The sequence below is a fragment of the Sphingopyxis sp. genome (genome assembly GCF_035998965.1).
Lineage (GTDB): Bacteria > Pseudomonadota > Alphaproteobacteria > Sphingomonadales > Sphingomonadaceae > Sphingopyxis.
Genome location: NZ_DASYHE010000013.1, coordinates 23,462 through 41,330, shown reverse-complemented (window position 1 = coordinate 41,330; position 17,869 = coordinate 23,462). Strand labels below are relative to the sequence as shown.

Genomic DNA, 17,869 nt, shown 5'->3' with positions numbered 1-17,869 from the left:
TTTCGTCGCCATTTCTTGACTTTTCATCGCTATTTGCCCAAGGCCCGCGCAGCGCCGCCTGCGTGGAAGGCTGAGCGTCACCTCTTTTTCCGGACATGATAATCTTATGAAATTTGCCGAGATCGGCCTTTCCGACGAACTGTTACGCGCGATCGACGAGTCGGGCTATGACGAAGCGACGCCGATCCAGGCGGGAGTCATCCCCTCGGTGCTGATGATGCGCGACATTATCGGCATTGCCCAAACCGGCACCGGCAAGACCGCGTCGTTCGTGCTGCCGATGATCGACATTCTCGCCCACGGCCGCGCCCGCGCGCGGATGCCGCGATCGCTGATCCTCGCGCCGACGCGCGAACTCGCGGCGCAGGTGGCTGAGAATTTCGAAAAATACGGCAAATATCACAAGCTGTCGATGGCGCTGCTGATCGGCGGGGTCCAGATGGGCGATCAGGTGAAAGCGCTCGAAAAGGGCGTCGACGTGCTGATCGCGACGCCCGGACGCCTGATGGATTTGTTCGAACGCGGCAAGATTTTGCTCACCGGCTGTAATTTGCTGGTGATCGATGAAGCCGACCGGATGCTCGACATGGGGTTCATCCCCGATATCGAGAATATCTGCACCAAGCTGCCCGCGAACCGCCAGACTTTGCTGTTCTCGGCGACGATGCCGGCGCCGATCAAGCGGCTCGCCGACAAGTTCCTGTCGAACCCCAAGACGGTCGAAGTCGCGCGTCCCGCGAGCCGTAACGAGAATATCGAGCAGTTTCTGGTCAAGACATCGGAACGGGGCAAGCGCGACACGCTGCGCAGCCTGATCGAATCCGAGAAGGTTCACACCGCGATCATCTTTTGCAATCGCAAGACGACAGTGCGCGAGCTGGCGAAGGTTTTGCAGCGTTCGGGCTACAGCGCCGGCGAGATTCAGGGCGACATGGACCAGTCCAGCCGCACCGCGGAGCTCGACCGGTTCAAGAACGGTACGATCAATATCCTGGTCGCATCGGACGTCGCGGCGCGCGGGCTCGACGTCAAAGGCGTCAGCCATGTGTTCAACTTCGACGCCCCCTGGCACCCCGACGACTATGTGCACCGCATTGGCCGTACCGGTCGCGCGGGGGCGCAAGGACGCGCCTTCACGCTGGTGACCCCGTCGGACGACGAGGCGATCGACAGCATTCAGAAGCTGACTGGATACAAGATTCCGGTTCATGGCGTTGAAACGGCCGCGGCTGAAACCACCTCCGCAGCGCCGAGCGAAGCCGAAGAAAAGCCCCGCCGCGCGCGTTCGGAACGTGGCGGACGTGGCCGCGGCGCAGCGAAGCCGGACAAGGTTGTAGCGGAGCCGATCGACGAGCCCAAAGCAGCCCCCGCAAAGGCACCCAAGCCGCGCGATGATCGCAAAGCAGCCGTGACGCCGAAACCAGCGCCCCCACCGCGCCGCGACGACCAGGACGGTCCCGACGACGGCTGGAACGGCCCGATGCCGGGTTTCCTGTCGGTGGGTTTTGGCAGCTGAGAAATTTCTGACTTTTTGAGGCGCTCAACCTCGGAGCCGAAGTCGGCTTTGGGATGGGATGCGGCCCTCATGCGTTCGTCACCCCGGACTTGATCCGGGGTCCATGCGGCCTTGCACCGGCCTACGCTGAGAGGGCAGATGGATCCCGGATCAAGTCCGGGATGACGAGAGCGTAAGTCTGCTTTTGGTCATTAGCGGCCACAAGCCTACACCCGAACGAGCATCTTCCCCATATTGGCGCCCGAAAACAGCCCCAGAAACGCATCAGGCACCGACTCTATTCCGTCATGCACGGTTTCGCGCATCGTCACCGCGCCGCTGGCGATCAGGCCGCCCATATCGGCGTAGAATTCTTCCATGCAGTCGAAGAACTGGTCGGTGTAGATAAAGCCTTCCATGCGGATCCGCGCCGGGATCGTGCGGATGAGATATTTCATCTCCTGCGCCTTGCCGTCGTTATAGACGTCGATCATGCCGCAGATTGCAAAGCGCGCGAAATCATTGGCGGTCGCAAAGGCAGCGTCGAGATGTTCGCCGCCGACATTGTCGAAATAGACATCGATGCCAGGCTTGCCGAGTTCGGCGAGCGATTTCATGAGCGCCGGCAGGACCGGTCCAGCTTTGTAGTCGATGACCGCATCGGCACCCAATTGCGTGACCCATGCGCATTTTTCAGCGCCGCCTGCCGATCCGATGACGGTCATCTCGCGCGCCTTGGCGATTTGCACGACCGCTGACCCCACGGCGCCCGCCGCGGCTGAGACAAAGATCGTATCGCCGAGCTTGGCGGCGGCAACACGCAGCAGGCCGATCCACGCGGTGCCGCCGGTCAGGCCCATATTGTGCAAGAAGGTCTGCGGCGTCATGCCCGCGTCCAGCGCCGCGCGCGGGAGCTTGTTGGGCATCATGTCGAGCCCGATGATGCCGCCATCGCGCCATCCGCCCATGTGCAGGATCAGGTCACCGGGGACAAAACCCTCCATCCGGCTTTCCACCACTTCGCCAATGGCGCCGCCGGTCATCGGCTGGTCGATCTGGAAACTGGCGGCATAGCTTTTCGCGTCGTTCATCCGTCCGCGCATATAGGGATCGACCGAGAGCCACAGGTTGCGGACGCGGAGCTGGTCGGGTTCGAGCGGTGCATCGGGCAGGTCACGGAGCGCGAAATTGTCCATCGTCGGCAGCCCTTGCGGACGGCTGATCAAATGCCAGGCTTTGCTCATCAGAACCCCCATTCCCTGATTTCGCGTGGCGGTGACGGCGGTGGTCAGAAAAGCCGTTGCCACTGCAATGCGGTGCGTTTATTACGCCGCGGTCGCGGGGCCGTAGCTCAGATGGGAGAGCGCTGCAATCGCACTGCAGAGGTCAGGGGTTCGATTCCCCTCGGCTCCACCAGCGACCCTCCCGCAGCTTCAGCCCACGTAATCGCGGATCATGTTCTTGGCGATGACTAGCTGCTGGATCTGCGTCGTTCCCTCATAAATTCGGTAAATGCGGCAGTCGCGATAGAAGCGTTCGGCGAGATATTCCTTGAGATACCCCGCACCGCCGTGGATCTGCACGACCCGGTCGGCAACGCGGCCGCACATTTCGCTGGCTAACATCTTGGCTGCCGCGGCTTCGACCAGGATTTTCTCGCCGCGATCGGCGCGCGCGCAGGCGTCGTTCAACATGCATTCTGCCGCATAGATTTCGGCTTTGCTGTCGGCGAGCATGGCCTGGATCAGCTGAAAATTGGCGATTGGTTCGCCAAATGCCTTGCGCTCCATCGCATATTTAAGGCCGACGTCGAGCATCCGCTTGGCATAGCCGACGCTGGCAGCAGCGACCGACAGGCGGCCGTTATCCAGACTCTGCATCGCCGCGCGAAAGCCGATACCCTCTTCGCCGCCGAGCAGCGCGTCGCCATCGACATGGACGTCTTCCAGGATGACGTCGGCGATCTGCGATCCTGCCTGTCCCATCTTGCCGTCTGGTTTGCCGATCGACACGCCGGGAGCGTTGCGCGGGACCATGAACGCGCTGACATGGGCATTCTTGGGCAAGGCTTCGGCGTTGGTGCGCGCCATCACCAGAATGACGTCGGCAAAGGGCGCGTTGGTGATGTAGCGTTTGGTGCCGTTCAGGACATAGCCATTGCCATCACGCACTGCGCGGGTTTTCATAGCCGCGCTGTCGGATCCGCTGTCGGGTTCGGTCAAGCCGAATGCGGCGATACTGCCCATCGCCAGCTTGGGCAGCCAATGGTCCTTCTGCTGCTCGGTCCCGAAACCGACCAGCGATTTACACACCATGCCGATGTTGATCGACACGATCGAGCGATAGGCAGGTGAGGCGTAGGCGATCTCGCGGATGAAGCCGACATATTGGCTGACATTCATCCCGGCGCCGCCATATTGTTCGGGCATGGTGACGCCAAACAACCCCATATCGCGCATTTCGGCCAATATGTCGTCGGGGACGCGGCCCAGCTCTTCGAGTTGATCCTCCGCCGGGAGCAGCCGTTCGCGAACATAGCGCTGCAACTGGTCCATGAAGGCATCGTAGATGTCGGCGTCCATTCCCGGATTGGTCATTATTGATCTTTCGTTTTGCGCAAAGCCTGGTTCGCTTGGTCCTATATTCGCGGGGGTCGTCCAACCCTAGCGCACCGTGGCGCGATTTATCAAATAGTCGATACTTGCTTTCGCGCATCGCTGCCCGCGATCATACGAGCGTCACAAAGCTGTCGAGAACGCGCTTGTGGCCGGCATGCGCAAATGCGACCTCCAACTTGTTGCCGTCGATGTCGGCGATTTCGCCATAGCCGAATTTTTCGTGAAAAACCCGCATCCCGATCGCCAGATCGGCGCGCGGCTTGGCGCCGACCGATGCCGCCGGGCTTTTCTCGCTGGGGGCAGGGGCGCGCGTGATCGTCGACGATTGCGCTGCAGCGCGCTGCCACGCCGGGCCGCGCGTCATGGTCCGCGACGGCTGGCGTTCCGCGACATGGGCAAAGGGATCGCCCTGCGCCGACCAATTGGCGCGCCACAGGCTTTGCCCGCCGCCGAAACTGTTTTCGCTGTCAACATGCTCGGCAGGGATTTCGGCGATGAAGCGGCTGGGGATGCTGCTCATCCACTGGCCATAGATGCGGCGGTTGGCGGCGTGATAAATGCTGGCGCGCACGCGGGCGCGGGTGATCGCGACATAGGCGAGGCGGCGTTCTTCCTCGAGACTGGCGGTGCCGCCTTCGTCCATCGAACGCTGCGACGGGAACACGCCATCCTCCCACCCGGCGAGGAACACATGGTCGAATTCCAGGCCCTTGGCGGCGTGAATCGTCATGATGGTGACGGTTTCGGTGTCGTCATTCTGGTCGCGGTCCATGACCAGGCTGACATGCTCGAGGAACGCCTCCAGCGAATCATAATCCTCCATCGCGCGGACGAGCTCGGACAGGTTTTCGAGCCGCCCTGCGGCTTCGACACTGCGGTCGGCTTGCAGCATCGCGGTGTAGCCCGACTCGTCGAGGATCAGCTGGGTCAACTCGGGGTGCGAAAGATTGCCCGCCTTTTCCTGCCATCCGCGCATCAGCGCGACGAAATTAACCAGCTGACGGCGAGCCTGCGGGGTCAGTTCGTCGGTTTCGGTAATGCGCGCCGCCGCGCGGAGCAGCGGCGTCTGCTCGATCCGCGCAAACTGGTGGATACGCGCGAGGGCCTTGTCGCCGAGGCCGCGTTTGGGCGTGTTGATGATGCGTTCGAACGCCAGGTCGTCGGCATGCGATTGGACAAGTCGCAGATAGGCGAGCGCGTCGCGGATTTCGGCGCGTTCATAGAAGCGGAAGCCCCCGACAATCCGGTATGGCATCCCAATGGCGATAAAGCGGTCTTCGAACTCGCGCGTCTGAAACTGCGCGCGGACGAGGATTGCGGCGCGGTCGAGGCTGACCTTGCGAACCTGAAGCGTTTCCAACTCCTCGCCGATCCGCCGCGCTTCCTCGGGTCCATCCCACACGCCGACAACACGCAGCTTGTCGCCCGGTTCAAGGTCGGTCCACAGCGTCTTGCCCAGCCGCCCGCTGTTCTGCGCGATCAGCGCCGACGCGGCGGCCAAGATCTGCGGGGTCGAGCGGTAATTTTGTTCGAGGCGGATGACGGTCGCGCCGGGGAAATCCTTTTCGAAGCGCAGGATGTTCGCCACTTCAGCGCCGCGCCACGAATAGATCGACTGGTCGTCATCGCCGACGCAGCAGATATTCTTGCGTCGCTGCGCGAGCAGGCGGAGCCAGAGATATTGGCTGGCGTTGGTGTCCTGATATTCGTCGACAAGGATATATTTGAAGCGCTCCTGATAATGTTCGAGCACGTCGCGGTGGTTTTTCAGGATGACCAGCATGTGCAGCAGCAGGTCGCCGAAATCGCAGGCGTTGAGCGTCTTCAGCCGCGCCTGATAGAGCGCATAGAAATGTTGTCCCTTGCCGTCGGCGTAGCTTTCCTTGTCGGCGGCGTCGAGATCGGCGGGGACTAGCCCGCGGTTCTTCCATTTGTCGATCAGCCCGGCGAGTTGGCGCGCGGGCCAGCGCTTTTCATCGAGCCCGTCGGCCTGGATCAGCTGTTTGAGAACGCGGAGTTGGTCGTCGGTGTCGAGGATGGTGAAATTGCTTTGCAGCCCGACGAGTTCGGCGTGACGGCGCAGCATCTTGGCCGCGATGCTGTGAAAGGTACCCAGCCATGGCATCCCCTCGACCGCATCGCCAATCATCCGCCCGATGCGCTCGCGCATCTCGCGCGCGGCCTTGTTGGTGAAGGTGACCGCGAGGATTTCGGACGGCCAGGCGCGGCGCGTTGCCATAATATGCGCGAGGCGCGCGGTGAGCGCCGCAGTCTTGCCAGTCCCGGCGCCCGCAAGCATCAGCACCGGCCCTTCGGTGGTTAGGACCGCCTGCCGCTGCGGCCCGTTCAATCCTTGCAGATAGGGCGGGTCCGACGGGTCGGGCGAGGGCAGGTCGGGCAGCGAGGCAGGGGGCAGGGTCACGCGCGAACGATTAGGGAACAGCGGCGGCGCTGTCCAGCGTGGCGCGGTGGGTTGTTACGCAAGCCGCAGCAACGTCAGCCTGGCCTTGCCGACTTTGCGATCGGCGTCGATGGCAAAGCCCGCGACATCGACGGTTTCGCTATGCCCGGTTTCAACCGACACCCAGCTGTCGGGCCCGATCCAGCCGAGGCGGTGGAGCTTGTCCAGCGCGACGCCAGCGGCACCGGTGCCGTAAGGCGGGTCGAGCATCAGCAGGTCATAGGCCCGCGGCGCCAGGCCGAGGCCGAGCACCGATCCGGCGCGGACATCGGCGCGCGCGGTGGCGCCCAGAGTGGACAGATTGCCGCGCAGGACGTCGAGCGCGTCGCGGTCCTGCTCGGCGAACAGGCAGGTGGCGGCGCCGCGCGACAGGGCTTCGATGCCGAGCGCGCCCGATCCCGCGAACAGGTCCGCGACGACCAGCCCTTCGAAACTGCCCAGGCGGCTGGTCAGCATCGAGAACAACGTCTCGCGGGTGCGATCTGCGGTGGGGCGCGTCGCGTCGCCCTTGGGCGCAAGCAGCTTGCGGCCGCGCCATTCGCCGGAAATGACTCGCATCGCCGTCAGCCCATATGCCGACGGAATTTGAACAATTCGTCGCGCGGGACGACATCGACCGCGCCCATCGGCAAGCCGTCGAGCTCGAACGCGCCGTAGCGGGTGCGGATCAGGCGGCTGACTTGCAGCCCGAAATGTTCGAGCACCTTGCGGACTTCGCGATTCTTTCCCTCGGTCAGCGTCATTTCCACCCACTGGTTGCGCCCGGTGCGGCGCTCCAGATTGGCGTCGATCCTGCCATAGGTGACCCCGTCAATGGTGATTCCCATAGCCAGTTCCTCCAGCTGCTCCTGGCTGATGTCGCCAAAGGCGCGGGCGCGATAGGTGCGCTCGACCCCGCTGGCGGGCAGTTCCAGCTGGCGCTTGAATTCGCCGTCGTTGGTCAGCAGCAGCAGACCCTCGGTATTATAGTCGAGGCGGCCGACGGGCATCAGGCGCGGCAGATCCTTGGGCAGCACGTCGTAAATCGTCTTGCGCCCCTTGGGATCGCGCGCGGCGGTGATGCAGCCGGAGGGTTTGTGAAAGCGGTAGAGGCGCGTCGAGACGGGCTTGGCGACCGGGTTGCCATCGACCGTGAGCCCTTCGAGCGAGGTCAGCAGTGGCGCGGGCTGGACGACCACGACGCCGTTGAGCGCAATGCGCCCTTCCTCGACCATCCGCTCGACATCGCGCCGCGAGCCGACTCCGGCGCGCGCGAGCAGTTTGGCGATCCGCTGGGGGCCGTCCTCGTCACGCTCGGCATCGGCGGGCTTAGCTTTCAGGGCCGAGGCGGCCCCGCGCGCGGCGCGGCGGCCTTTCGGAGCATCGCGGTCGCCAGCGGACTTCGGCACAGAGTGAGGCGCGGCGCGGGGAGGTCGGCGGGTGGTCATGGGAACGGGTACGGCTTTCTTGTCGTTATGCGGGCAAGAGTGTTGCCCTGTGGCCACGCTCATAGCCGGAAACGTGTCGCTTCGTCGATGGCAAGCTGAAGCAATCTTGCGCGACGCCTTTGAGCGCGTCATGGCGCAATTAAAGGGAGACCTTATGCTCTTCGCGTCCCGCCCGTCCTGCATCAAGCGGCTGCTGATCATCGAGGATGATCCGCTGGTCGCATTCGACAATGAGCGGACGCTGAAGCATAGCGGGTACGACATCGTCGCGACGGTCGATTCGGGCGAGGCGGCGGTGCCCATCATCGCCGACGAACAGATTGACGCGGTTGTGCTCGACCTGGGGCTGGCGGGGCACATGACGGGCCGCGAAGTTGCTCGGCTGGCGCGCGATCGCGGTATCGCCGTGCTGTTGGTGACCGGGCAATGCCCCGATGATGCAGCTGACATCGCGGTGGCGTGCCTGAGCAAGCCGCATAGTGCCTCGGCACTGGTCGCGGCGCTGCGCGCGGTGGAAACGATGACCTGTCAGAACAAGATGCCGCGCAAGGTCAGCGGGCTGGTCACCTATTGGCGGCCTGAGGCAGCGTAAGTCGCACGGTTAGCCGCGTACGCGGCAAATACCCGCTTCCAATTTGACCCCAAGGCATTAGGCCTTGGCGCCAAGCACAGAACCGCTCGCCAGCGGTCCGCGGGGAGCACCGAATGTCCGTCGACTTTATCCGTTTTCTCATTTTCGCTGGTGTCCTCGCCGGGCTGGTCGTCGTGGCGCTCGCGGTCCCCGCCTTCCGTCCCTATCTGCGCAAGAATCCAGCGGTGGCCTTCCTTCTCGGCATTTCGAGCGGCTTCCCCTTCACGCTGATTGCCGCCACCATGACCTTCTGGCTCGCGAAAGTTGGCTTCACGCCGACGGCCATCGGCTTTGCGGTGATGGTCGGCATCCCCTACACGATCAAGTTCCTGTGGGCGCCCCTCGTTGACAAGCTTCCCCTGCCGATTTTGACCAAGGCGCTGGGCCAGCGGCGAAGCTGGCTATTTTTCGTGCAGTTCTTCCTAGTGATCGCCATTTGGCAGATGGGCGCGAGCGACCCGCAGCCGGACGATTATCGCTGGTTCCTGTTCTGGGCCGTCGTCACGGCGTTCTTTTCGGCGACGCAGGACATCGTCATCGACGCCTACCGCATCGAAATCTTGGAAGAGGACGAGTTTGCGCACGGAACCGCGACGAACCAGTTCGGCTATCGCACCGGCAATCTGATCGCGGGCGCCGGGACAATCTATTTCGCTTCGCAGGAAGGCTTGGGGCTTGGCTGGGCCATGGCGTACGCGCTGACAACCCTCTGCGTTCTGCCCGCAGTCATCGGCGCCTTCTTGGCCGGTGAAGGCAAATTTATCGACCGGTTCAGCAATGCATCGGGCATGAAGCCTGGCCAATGGCTCGTCGAAACCGTGGTCAATCCGTTTCGCGAGTTCCTGACCCGCGATGGCGCTATAATGATCCTTCTGTTCATCCTGGTTTATAAGGTCGGCGATGCCATGGGGCAGGCGATGCTTGGCCCGATGATCGTCGACCTGAATTTTGCCGACCTCGATTACATTACGGCGAATAAGATATGGGGTTTTGCCGCGCTCATTATCGGGTCCGCTTTGGGTGCGCCCTTCGTGCTGTGGCTCGGAATGGGCAGGGCGCTGCTGGTTTCGGTTCTGCTGATGATGTTTTCGAACCTGATGTTCATGGCGCTGTCGATAGCGGGTAATAACTACTGGATGCTGGTTGGGGCGATCGTGACCGAGAATATCACCAGCGGCATCGGCCTGACCGTCGTCGCTGTCTATCTCTCGGGATTGTCGAACATCGCCTACACGGCGACCCAGTTTGCACTGCTCTCATCGGTCGCAGTGATCGGGCGGACCTTCATGGCCGGCCCCGCTGGCTATGCCGCGGAGAAGCTCGGCTGGACCGGCTTCTGGGGGCTTACCGTGCTCGCCGCGATTCCTGGCATGATCCTGCTGTGGATGATGTGGCGCAAAGGCTATGTCGTGCAATCCATCCGCCAGAGCGGCGCGGTCGAGCTCGACGAAGGCAAGCTCCGCAAGCCTGTCGGCGCAGCGCGTGTCGTCGGCTTCGCGCTGATCGTCGCGGGCGTCGTCGGCGTGCTGCTGGCCAACCAACTCGAACTGGTATCGACCATCATGTACGCGTCGCTCGCCGCCCTTGTCGCCGGGGCGCTGCTGGCGTGGAAAGGTCCGGCGCCAAAGGTCGCGTGATAGTATGGGTGCGAGCGGCGACGTCGTGCCAAGCCCGACCGGATACTCCTAAACCGGGATCTCGCCGTTCGTGTCCAGCACCACACCGGCAAGGTAGAGCGAACCGCAGATCAGGACGTCGCCAGCCTGACGATGCCGTGCGATGTGGCGGAGCGCCGCCGCTACGTTTTCGCACGGTTGCGCGTCGGTGATGCCCAGATCGCTTTGCACCCGATGGCACAGGTCTTTGGGATGATGATGCTCATGACCGGGGATCGGAACTGCCTGAAATGACGCGATCTTGTTCGCGAAGGGGCGCAGGAAACCCATCGCATCCTTGTTCTTGAGCAGCCCGCAGACAATATGCAGCGGTGGCTGGTCGGCCAGCGCCATCGCCAGCGCCGCCCCCGCATCAGGGTTGTGGCCGCCGTCGAGCCAAATCGTGGCGCTGTCGCTGAGCAGCCCTGTCAGCGGCCCCTTGCCCAGCGGCTGCATTCGCCCGGGCCAGAAGGCCGCGGCGACCCCCCTTACTATGTCATCGTCGGTGGGTCGCGGGTCAGGCGTACTGCGCAGCATGGCAATCGCGAGACCGGCGTTGCGCATCTGATGCGCGCCCGCCATGCGCGAACGCAGGGTCGGCGCGATCGAACCGCTGTTCGATTGCCAGCGGAAGCCGTTGATCTCGGGGACGACCGCCCATCCATCGCCTTCTGAAAATAGCGTGCCATCGACCGCGGCGGCGCGGTCGCGGACCAGCTTCATCACATGATCGGGATAAGCGAGCGTGGCGAGCGCCGCGCCGCGTTTGAAGATGCCGGTCTTTTCCCAGGCGATGCGTTCGATCGCCTCGGCTGGCACGCCTTCCTCTGGCGCGAGCAGGAACGCCTCATGGTCGATGCCCAGCGACGCGATCCCGCACACCGCGGGGGCCGGAATAATGTTGGTGGCGTCGAGGCGGCCGCCGAGGCCAACCTCGATGATGCAATCGTCGGCGGGGGTGCGGGCAAAGGCCAGAAATGCGGCGGCGGTGGTGACTTCGAAGAAGCTGGCTTGCAGGTCGGCGGCGACGTCGAGCACTTCTTCGAGCAGCGCCGCAAGCAGCGCGTTGTCGATCAGTGTTCCGGCGAGGCGGATGCGTTCGTTGAAACGCACGAGGTGCGGGCTGGTGTAGCTGTGGACGCGGCGTCCCTGCGCTTCGAGGATGGCGCGCAGATAGGCGCAGGTCGATCCTTTGCCGTTGGTACCCGCGACGTGGAAGATGCGCGGGAGCTGGTTTTGCGGGTTGCCTAGGCGGGCGCAGAGTTCGGCGATGCGTTCGAGGCCGAGGATGTCGCGGCCCGGCGACAGCGCGGCGAGGCGATCGAGCTGGATTTGGACCGCGGGGTCGGAGGAGTGGGCGTGGTCGGGCATGGTGGGTGCCTTGATGGTTAAGGGCGCTCAGCTTTTCCATCTTCGTCATGCCGGACTTGATCCGGCATCCATCTGCACAACCGTGGCATGGACCCCGGCTCGAGTCCGGGGTGACGAAGCAAGGAGGTCAGCTTGGAGCGGCTTACGCCGCCTTTTCCGGCGCGAGATAGCCAATCAACCGGCCCAGCGTCTCCGGCAACTCTTTCCGGTGCACCACCATATCGATCATCCCGTGATCGAGCAGATATTCGGCGCGCTGGAAGCCTTCGGGCAGTTTTTCGCGGATCGTGTTTTCGATCACCCGTTGTCCGGCAAAGCCGATCAGCGCCTTGGGTTCGCTGATCTGGACGTCGCCCAGCATCGCATAGCTTGCGGTGACACCGCCGGTCGTCGGGTCGGTGAGCAGCACGATATAGGGCAGTCCCGCACGGCGCAGGCGGGCCAAGGCCACGGTCGCGCGCGGCATCTGCATCAGCGACAATGTGCCTTCCTGCATCCGCGCGCCGCCCGCCGCGGTGATCGAGATATAGGGGCAGCCGCGCTTGATCGCCTGTTCGACCCCGGCCACAAAGGCTTCGCCGACTGCGACGCCCATCGACCCGCCCATGAAGGCGAAATCCTGAACGCCGACCACCGCGCCCTGACCTGCGATGCGGCCGAAGGCGTTCTGATAGGCGTCACGGTCGCCGGTCTGCGCGCGCGCCGCCTTGATGCGGTCGACATATTTTTTGGTGTCGCGAAATTTCAGCGGGTCTTCAGGCGCCGCGGGTGCCGCGATCATCTCATGCTGGCCGCCATCGAACAGCTGTGCAAAGCGTTCCTTGGCGCCGATCCGGTCGTGGTGGTCACAGCGCGGGCAGACGTTGAGATTATCTTCCCATTCCTTGACGAACACCATCTGCTGACACTGCCGGCATTTGTGCCACAGATTGTCGGCGGTGTCGCGCTTGGCCGTAAAGGGCAGGGCGTTGCGGACGCGGTCGAGCCAGCTCATGCGGCGATCTCCTTTGCGCCGTGGATAGCAGCGGCCAGGCTGCGGGTGAAGGTTTCGATGTGCCGCGGCGCATCGGCGCCATGCTGCGCCACGAGTTCGACCAGCGCCGAGCCGACGACGACGCCATCGGCAACGCGCGCGATATTCGCCGCCTGTTCGGGGGTACGCACGCCGAAGCCGACCGCGATCGGCAGGTCGGTCTGGGTGCGCAGACGCGCGACGGCTTCCTCGATGCTCGCCTGCGCCGCCTGTTGCAGCCCGGTGATCCCGGCCACGCTGACATAATAGAGAAATCCGCCCGCGCCATCGAGCACGGCGGGCAGCCGCGTGGCGTCGGTGGTCGGGGTCGCAAGGCGTATTTGATCGACCCCGGCGGCGCGCAGCGCAGGACCAAGGCTGTCGTCTTCTTCGAACGGAATATCGACGCAGATAACGCCATCGACGCCCGCGTCCTTGCAGGCGGCGGCGAACCACTCGGCGCCGCGCACCGTCATCGGATTGGCGTAGCCCATCAGGACGAGCGGGATAGCGGGATGCCGGGCACGAAAGCCCTTGGCGATGGCCAGGATGTCGGCTGTCGTCGTCCCGGCGGCAAAGCTGCGCAGGTTGGCCGCTTGTATGGCGGGACCGTCGGCCATCGGATCGGTGAACGGCATACCCAGTTCGATGACATCGGCTCCCCCTGCGACGAGTGCATCGAGGATTGCAGCCGTGTCGCCGTCACCCGCGGTGACGAACGTGACGAGCGCAGCGTGGGGTTTGGCAAAGGCGGCGGAGAAGCGGGTCATATCTGCGTCCCCAGCGCCTCGGCGACGGTGAAGATGTCCTTGTCGCCGCGACCGCACAGATTGACGATGATGATTGCATCGCGGTCCATCCCGGGCGCGACCTTGGTCACGGCGGCGATGGCGTGCGATGGTTCGAGCGCGGGGATGATGCCTTCGGTGCGGCAAAGCATCTGGAAGGCATCGAGCGCTTCCTTGTCGGTCGCGCTGGTATATTCGACGCGGCCGATGTCGCGCAGCCACGCATGTTCCGGGCCGATGCCGGGATAGTCGAGCCCGGCGCTGATCGAGTGCGCTTCGTCGATCTGCCCGTCCTCGTCCTGGAGCAGATAGGTGCGGTTGCCGTGGAGAATGCCCGGCGCGCCGCCAGCGAGGCTGGCGGCATGTTCCTTGTCGAGCCCATGCCCGGCGGCTTCAACACCGAGCATCCGCACCGACGGGTCGTCGAGAAATGGATGGAACAGCCCGATCGCGTTTGATCCGCCACCGATCGCGGCAACCAGCAGGTCGGGCAGCCGCCCGGTGCGTTCGAGCAATTGTGCGCGCGCTTCCTTGCCGATCACACTCTGGAAATCGCGGACGAGTTCGGGATAGGGGTGCGGTCCGGCGGCGGTGCCGATGATGTAGAAGGTGTCGTGGACGTTGGCGACCCAATCGCGCAGCGCCTCGTTCATCGCATCCTTCAGCGTCCGCGCGCCGCTTTCGACCCCGATCACTTCGGCGCCGAGCAGCTTCATGCGGAACACGTTCGGCTGCTGTCGCTCCATGTCGCGTGCGCCCATATAGATGACGCAGGGCAGGCCGAAGCGGGCGCAGACGGTCGCGGTCGCGACGCCATGCTGGCCCGCGCCGGTCTCGGCGATGATCCGCGTTTTGCCCATGCGGCGCGCAAGCAGGATCTGGCCGATGCAATTGTTGATCTTGTGCGCGCCGGTATGGTTGAGCTCGTCGCGCTTGAACCAGATTTGGGCGCCCTTGCCCGCGGGAGCGTTCTTGCGAAGTTCCTCGGTCAGCCGTTCGGCATAATAGAGCGGGCTGGGGCGCCCGACATAATGGGTGAGCAGATCGTCGAATTCGGCGGCGAAGGCGGGATCGCTTTGCGCGGCGCGATATTCGCGTTCGAGGTCGAGGACGAGCGGCATCAACGTTTCGGCGACGAAGCGCCCGCCAAAAATCCCGAAATGGCCGCGCTCGTCGGGCTGGGTGCGAAAGCTGTTGGGCTGGGTGCTCATAACCGCGCCGCTTTAAGGAAAGCGGCGATCTTGTCCACATCCTTCACGCCCGGAGCGCTTTCGACGCCCGACGACACGTCGACCAACGGCGCGCCGGTCGCGGCGATCGCTTCGGCGACATTGGCGGGGGTCAGACCGCCAGCAATGCCCCAATCCATGGTGTGACGATGATTTTGAAGCAGCGACCAGTCGAAACGCGTGCCAGTGCCGCCGGGAAGCGCGGCGGCGGGGGCGTCGAACAGGATGCGGTCGGCCGCGCCCTGATATTTCTGGATCCGCTCGAGCGTTCCGGCGTCCTTCAGGCCGACGGCCTTCCAGACTTCTGCCGGTGCGATCCGTTTAACCACGGCGAGCCATTCGGGGCTTTCATTGCCGTGGAATTGAATGATGTCGGGACGCACCGCGGCCAGCGCCTCGCCGGTCAGCTGCTGCGATGCGTTGACGAGCAACAGCGCCACCTGAACGTGACGCCCGGCGCGCTTGCGCAGCTCCGCAGCGGTCGTGAGATCGACGTGGCGCGGGCTCGGCTCGTAATGGACGAGGCCGATATGCGTGGCGCCTAGTTCGATGGCGGCGTCGACCGTTTCGGGGGTGGAGAGGCCACAGATTTTGACGAGGAGGGACATGGTCATCTTTATCCTGTCGTCATCCCGGCGCAGGCCGGGATCTCGACGGTGCGGCGGTCCGCGAGGGCGAGATCCCGGCCTGCGCCGGGATGACGGATGGGTTGATATTGTTGATTACAGCGTGGCTTCGATCGCCCGGGCGGCGAGGTCGGGGTCGGGCGACTGGCTGATCGGGCGGCCGACCACCAGGATCGACGCGCCATCGGCCATCGCCTGTGCCGGGGTGACGACCCGCTTCTGGTCGCCCGCGCTGCCGTTCGAGGGACGCACCCCTGGCACCACGAAAAAGCCGCCCGGCCACGCCTTGCGCGCTGCTTTCACTTCTTGACCCGAGCAAACGATGCCATCGAGCCCGGATTCGCGTGCGAGGGCGGCGAGACGGACGACCTGATCGTGCGGGGTGCCGCCGACGCCGATGTCGTCGAGGTCGGGGGCGTCGAGACTGGTCAGCACCGTGACGGCGACCACCTTGGTATTGAGGCCCGCCACCGCCTTCGCCTCTTCGAGCATCGCGCGGCCGCCCGCGGCGTGGACGGTCAGGATCGCGGGTTCGAGCGGGCGCAGCGCCTGGATCGCCTTGGCGACGGTGTTGGGAATGTCGTGCAGCTTGAGGTCGAGGAAGATCGGCAAGCCGAGCTTCGCCATTTCATGCACGCCATGGTGGCCGTTGGCGCAGAAAAATTCGAGCCCGAGCTTCAGCCCGCCAACATGATGCCGCACCTTTTGCGCCAGCGTGACGGCAGCGTCGAGGTGGGGATGGTCGATGGCGAGATAAAGCGGTGAGCTCATGGAATATCCAGTGGCAGGGTGGGGGAGGCGGTGCCTGGGGCGGGCGCGGGGGAAGACGCGGGCGTCACCACCTGCGCAGGCTCGACGGGCCGGTTGGCGAGCGCGCGCATGTCCGCGAGCTGGCGCTCGCTGGCGTCGAGGCGACGCTTGAGCGACCAGCGCGTCGTGCGCAGCGCGATCCACATCGGCACACTGCCGATCAGGAACGATGCCAGGATAAGCACCGGCAATTTGGTGTCGAGCACTTGGCCCGGCCAGATGGTGACGGTAACGGCGAGCCAGTTGGCCATGGCAAAAATGACCAGGATCGCGGTCAGCAAAACCCAGATGATCGTCCGCAGAATTCCCACTATTCCATGCTCCTCTGTCGGTCGATTTCGACCCTAAGCCAGATTGGCGCGGCTTTCCAGTCCGGCTATGCCGCGCCGAAGACGCGATCGAAGATCGTGTCGACATGCTTCATATGATATCCGAGGTCGAAAAGTTCCGTCAGCTGTGCATCGGACAGCCGCGCGGTGACGTCTGCATCTGCTTTCAGGAGTTCGAGCAGCGACAATTGCCCGTCGCTTTGCCACACCCGCATCGCATTGCGCTGGACCAGCAGATAGCTGTCCTCGCGGCTCGCGCCCGCCTGGGTCAGTGCCAGCAGCACGCGCTGCGAATGCACCAAACCGCCCATGCGATCGAGGTTCTTCTGCATCCGTTCGGGATAGATCAACAGCTTGTCGATCACCCCGGTCAGGCGGCCGAGCGCGAAGTCGAGCGTGATCGTGGCGTCGGGGCCGATGAAGCGTTCGACCGACGAATGGCTGATATCGCGTTCGTGCCACAGCGCGACATTCTCCAGCGCCGGGACGACGGCGCTGCGCACCATGCGCGCAAGGCCGGTGAGGTTCTCGGTCAGAATCGGATTGCGCTTGTGCGGCATGGCCGAGCTGCCCTTTTGGCCCGGCGAGAAATACTCCTCGGCCTCCAGCACCTCGGTGCGCTGCAAATGGCGGACTTCGGTCGCAAGGCGTTCGATCGATCCGGCGACAACGCCGAGTGTCGCAAAGAACATCGCGTGACGGTCGCGCGGGATCACTTGCGTCGAAACCGGTTCGATCGACAAGCCCAGCTTTGCCGCAACATGCGCCTCGACCCGCGGGTCGATGTTGGCGAAGGTGCCGACCGCGCCGGAGATTGCGCAGGTGGCGACTTCGGCGCGGGCCGCGATCAGGCGCGCCTTGCAACGGTCGAACTCGGCATAAGCCTGCGCCAGCTTGAGCCCGAAGGTGACAGGTTCGGCATGGATGCCATGGCTGCGGCCGATCGTGGGGGTCAGTTTATGTTCAAAGGCACGGCGCTTGATGGCGGCGAGCAACGCGTCGATGTCGGCAATCAACAGGTCGGCGGCCTGCGCGAGCTGGACGGCCAGGCAGGTGTCGAGGACGTCGGAGCTGGTCATGCCCTGATGCATGAAGCGCGCTTCCTCGCCGACATTTTCCGACACCCAGGTCAGAAAGGCGATGACGTCATGCTTGGTGACCGCCTCGATTGCGTCGATCGCGGCGACGTCGATGACGGGCTTCGTCGCCCACCAATCCCACAGGGCTTTCGCAGCGGATTTGGGTACCGTTCCGAGTTCGGCGAGGGCGTCGGTGGCGTGCGCTTCGATCTCGAACCAGATTCGAAACCGATTTTCGGCCGACCAGATCGCGGTCATTTCCGGCCTGGCGTAACGCGGAACCATTGAATTTCCTTCCTTATCGGGCGCTCTGTCGCGGAATCGCAGCGGAACCGTGA

General features: G+C 63.9%; 16 protein-coding genes and 1 tRNA gene. 4 read left to right on the top strand and 13 right to left on the bottom strand.

Annotated features, from left to right (window positions below):
* Positions 1-106 precede the first annotated feature (106 nt).
* Positions 107-1,516, top strand: a complete 1,410-nt coding sequence (locus VGN68_RS01405) for a DEAD/DEAH box helicase (RefSeq protein ID WP_327473162.1) — start codon at positions 107-109, stop codon at positions 1,514-1,516.
* Positions 1,517-1,722: 206 nt separating this feature from the next.
* Here the strand turns inward: VGN68_RS01405 and VGN68_RS01400 are convergent, their stop codons facing one another.
* Positions 1,723-2,739 (bottom strand): NADP-dependent oxidoreductase, encoded by a 1,017-nt coding sequence (locus VGN68_RS01400; protein WP_327473160.1) that lies wholly within the window; start codon positions 2,737-2,739, stop codon positions 1,723-1,725.
* 96 nt (positions 2,740-2,835) lie between these two features.
* Here VGN68_RS01400 and VGN68_RS01395 point away from each other — a divergent pair.
* A tRNA-Ala gene (locus VGN68_RS01395) sits at positions 2,836-2,911 on the top strand.
* 17 nt (positions 2,912-2,928) lie between these two features.
* Here the strand turns inward: VGN68_RS01395 and VGN68_RS01390 are convergent.
* The 4 genes from VGN68_RS01390 to VGN68_RS01375 all read right to left on the bottom strand — a co-directional run bounded on the left by VGN68_RS01390 (position 2,929) and on the right by VGN68_RS01375 (position 8,001).
* Complete coding sequence (locus VGN68_RS01390; protein ID WP_327473158.1) at positions 2,929-4,092, bottom strand: acyl-CoA dehydrogenase family protein; 1,164 nt, start codon at positions 4,090-4,092, stop codon at positions 2,929-2,931.
* A 130-nt stretch (positions 4,093-4,222) separates the two neighbouring features.
* A complete protein-coding gene (locus VGN68_RS01385) occupies positions 4,223-6,535 on the bottom strand; it encodes an ATP-dependent helicase (protein ID WP_327473156.1) in 2,313 nt (770 codons plus the stop codon).
* A 54-nt stretch (positions 6,536-6,589) separates the two neighbouring features.
* Complete coding sequence (rsmD, locus tag VGN68_RS01380) at positions 6,590-7,132, bottom strand: 16S rRNA (guanine(966)-N(2))-methyltransferase RsmD (protein WP_327473154.1); 543 nt, start codon at positions 7,130-7,132, stop codon at positions 6,590-6,592.
* 5 nt (positions 7,133-7,137) lie between these two features.
* Complete coding sequence (locus tag VGN68_RS01375) at positions 7,138-8,001, bottom strand: pseudouridine synthase (RefSeq protein WP_327473152.1); 864 nt, start codon at positions 7,999-8,001, stop codon at positions 7,138-7,140.
* A gap of 154 nt (positions 8,002-8,155) precedes the next feature.
* Here VGN68_RS01375 and VGN68_RS01370 point away from each other — a divergent pair, with 154 nt between their 5' ends.
* On the top strand, positions 8,156-8,593 hold the full coding sequence (locus VGN68_RS01370; RefSeq protein WP_293700513.1) for a response regulator: 438 nt from the start codon (positions 8,156-8,158) through the stop codon (positions 8,591-8,593).
* 113 nt (positions 8,594-8,706) lie between these two features.
* Positions 8,707-10,269 (top strand): AmpG family muropeptide MFS transporter, encoded by a 1,563-nt coding sequence (locus tag VGN68_RS01365; protein WP_327473146.1) that lies wholly within the window; start codon positions 8,707-8,709, stop codon positions 10,267-10,269.
* A 48-nt stretch (positions 10,270-10,317) separates the two neighbouring features.
* On the opposite strand, the gene VGN68_RS01360 is transcribed toward VGN68_RS01365, so the two are convergent.
* From VGN68_RS01360 to purB, 8 genes are all read right to left on the bottom strand, one after another.
* On the bottom strand, positions 10,318-11,658 hold the full coding sequence (locus VGN68_RS01360; protein ID WP_327473144.1) for a bifunctional folylpolyglutamate synthase/dihydrofolate synthase: 1,341 nt from the start codon (positions 11,656-11,658) through the stop codon (positions 10,318-10,320).
* A gap of 142 nt (positions 11,659-11,800) precedes the next feature.
* Positions 11,801-12,652: an acetyl-CoA carboxylase, carboxyltransferase subunit beta gene (accD, locus tag VGN68_RS01355; protein WP_327473142.1), complete on the bottom strand. Its 852-nt coding sequence runs from the start codon at positions 12,650-12,652 to the stop codon at positions 11,801-11,803.
* Positions 12,649-13,440 carry a tryptophan synthase subunit alpha gene (gene trpA, locus VGN68_RS01350; protein WP_327473140.1) on the bottom strand — a complete coding sequence of 264 codons (792 nt, stop codon included), beginning with the start codon at positions 13,438-13,440 and terminating at the stop codon, positions 12,649-12,651. The genes accD and trpA overlap by 4 nt, the downstream gene beginning before the upstream one ends.
* Positions 13,437-14,669, bottom strand: a complete 1,233-nt coding sequence (gene trpB, locus VGN68_RS01345) for a tryptophan synthase subunit beta (RefSeq protein ID WP_327473138.1) — start codon at positions 14,667-14,669, stop codon at positions 13,437-13,439. The genes trpA and trpB overlap by 4 nt, the downstream gene beginning before the upstream one ends.
* Positions 14,666-15,295 (bottom strand): phosphoribosylanthranilate isomerase, encoded by a 630-nt coding sequence (locus VGN68_RS01340; protein ID WP_327473168.1) that lies wholly within the window; start codon positions 15,293-15,295, stop codon positions 14,666-14,668. Before VGN68_RS01340 ends, trpB begins: the two co-directional genes overlap by 4 nt.
* A 114-nt stretch (positions 15,296-15,409) precedes the next feature.
* Complete coding sequence (gene pyrF / locus VGN68_RS01335) at positions 15,410-16,084, bottom strand: orotidine-5'-phosphate decarboxylase (protein ID WP_327473136.1); 675 nt, start codon at positions 16,082-16,084, stop codon at positions 15,410-15,412.
* The gene (locus VGN68_RS01330; protein ID WP_327473134.1) at positions 16,081-16,434 is read right to left on the bottom strand and encodes a LapA family protein; all 354 of its coding nucleotides are present in this window, start codon (positions 16,432-16,434) and stop codon (positions 16,081-16,083) included. The genes pyrF and VGN68_RS01330 overlap by 4 nt, the downstream gene beginning before the upstream one ends.
* 65 nt (positions 16,435-16,499) lie before the next feature.
* Positions 16,500-17,816 carry an adenylosuccinate lyase gene (purB, locus tag VGN68_RS01325; RefSeq protein ID WP_327473132.1) on the bottom strand — a complete coding sequence of 439 codons (1,317 nt, stop codon included), beginning with the start codon at positions 17,814-17,816 and terminating at the stop codon, positions 16,500-16,502.
* Positions 17,817-17,869: the final 53 nt, after the last annotated feature.

Excerpts from the sequence above, each read along its gene's own strand:
- purB (WP_327473132.1), bottom strand. The coding sequence starts at position 17,816 with ATGGTTCCGCGTTACGCCAGGCCGGAAATGACCGCGATCTGGTCGGCC.
- VGN68_RS01390 (WP_327473158.1), bottom strand. The coding sequence starts at position 4,092 with ATGACCAATCCGGGAATGGACGCCGACATCTACGATGCCTTCATGGAC.
- pyrF (WP_327473136.1), bottom strand. The coding sequence starts at position 16,084 with ATGAGCTCACCGCTTTATCTCGCCATCGACCATCCCCACCTCGACGCT.
- VGN68_RS01370 (WP_293700513.1), top strand. The coding sequence starts at position 8,156 with ATGCTCTTCGCGTCCCGCCCGTCCTGCATCAAGCGGCTGCTGATCATC.
- VGN68_RS01405 (WP_327473162.1), top strand. The coding sequence starts at position 107 with ATGAAATTTGCCGAGATCGGCCTTTCCGACGAACTGTTACGCGCGATC.
- VGN68_RS01365 (WP_327473146.1), top strand. The coding sequence starts at position 8,707 with ATGTCCGTCGACTTTATCCGTTTTCTCATTTTCGCTGGTGTCCTCGCC.
- trpB (WP_327473138.1), bottom strand. The coding sequence starts at position 14,669 with ATGAGCACCCAGCCCAACAGCTTTCGCACCCAGCCCGACGAGCGCGGC.
- accD (WP_327473142.1), bottom strand. The coding sequence starts at position 12,652 with ATGAGCTGGCTCGACCGCGTCCGCAACGCCCTGCCCTTTACGGCCAAG.
- VGN68_RS01375 (WP_327473152.1), bottom strand. The coding sequence starts at position 8,001 with ATGACCACCCGCCGACCTCCCCGCGCCGCGCCTCACTCTGTGCCGAAG.
- VGN68_RS01400 (WP_327473160.1), bottom strand. The coding sequence starts at position 2,739 with ATGAGCAAAGCCTGGCATTTGATCAGCCGTCCGCAAGGGCTGCCGACG.
- trpA (WP_327473140.1), bottom strand. The coding sequence starts at position 13,440 with ATGACCCGCTTCTCCGCCGCCTTTGCCAAACCCCACGCTGCGCTCGTC.
- VGN68_RS01340 (WP_327473168.1), bottom strand. The coding sequence starts at position 15,295 with ATGTCCCTCCTCGTCAAAATCTGTGGCCTCTCCACCCCCGAAACGGTC.
- rsmD (WP_327473154.1), bottom strand. The coding sequence starts at position 7,132 with ATGCGAGTCATTTCCGGCGAATGGCGCGGCCGCAAGCTGCTTGCGCCC.
- VGN68_RS01360 (WP_327473144.1), bottom strand. The coding sequence starts at position 11,658 with ATGCCCGACCACGCCCACTCCTCCGACCCCGCGGTCCAAATCCAGCTC.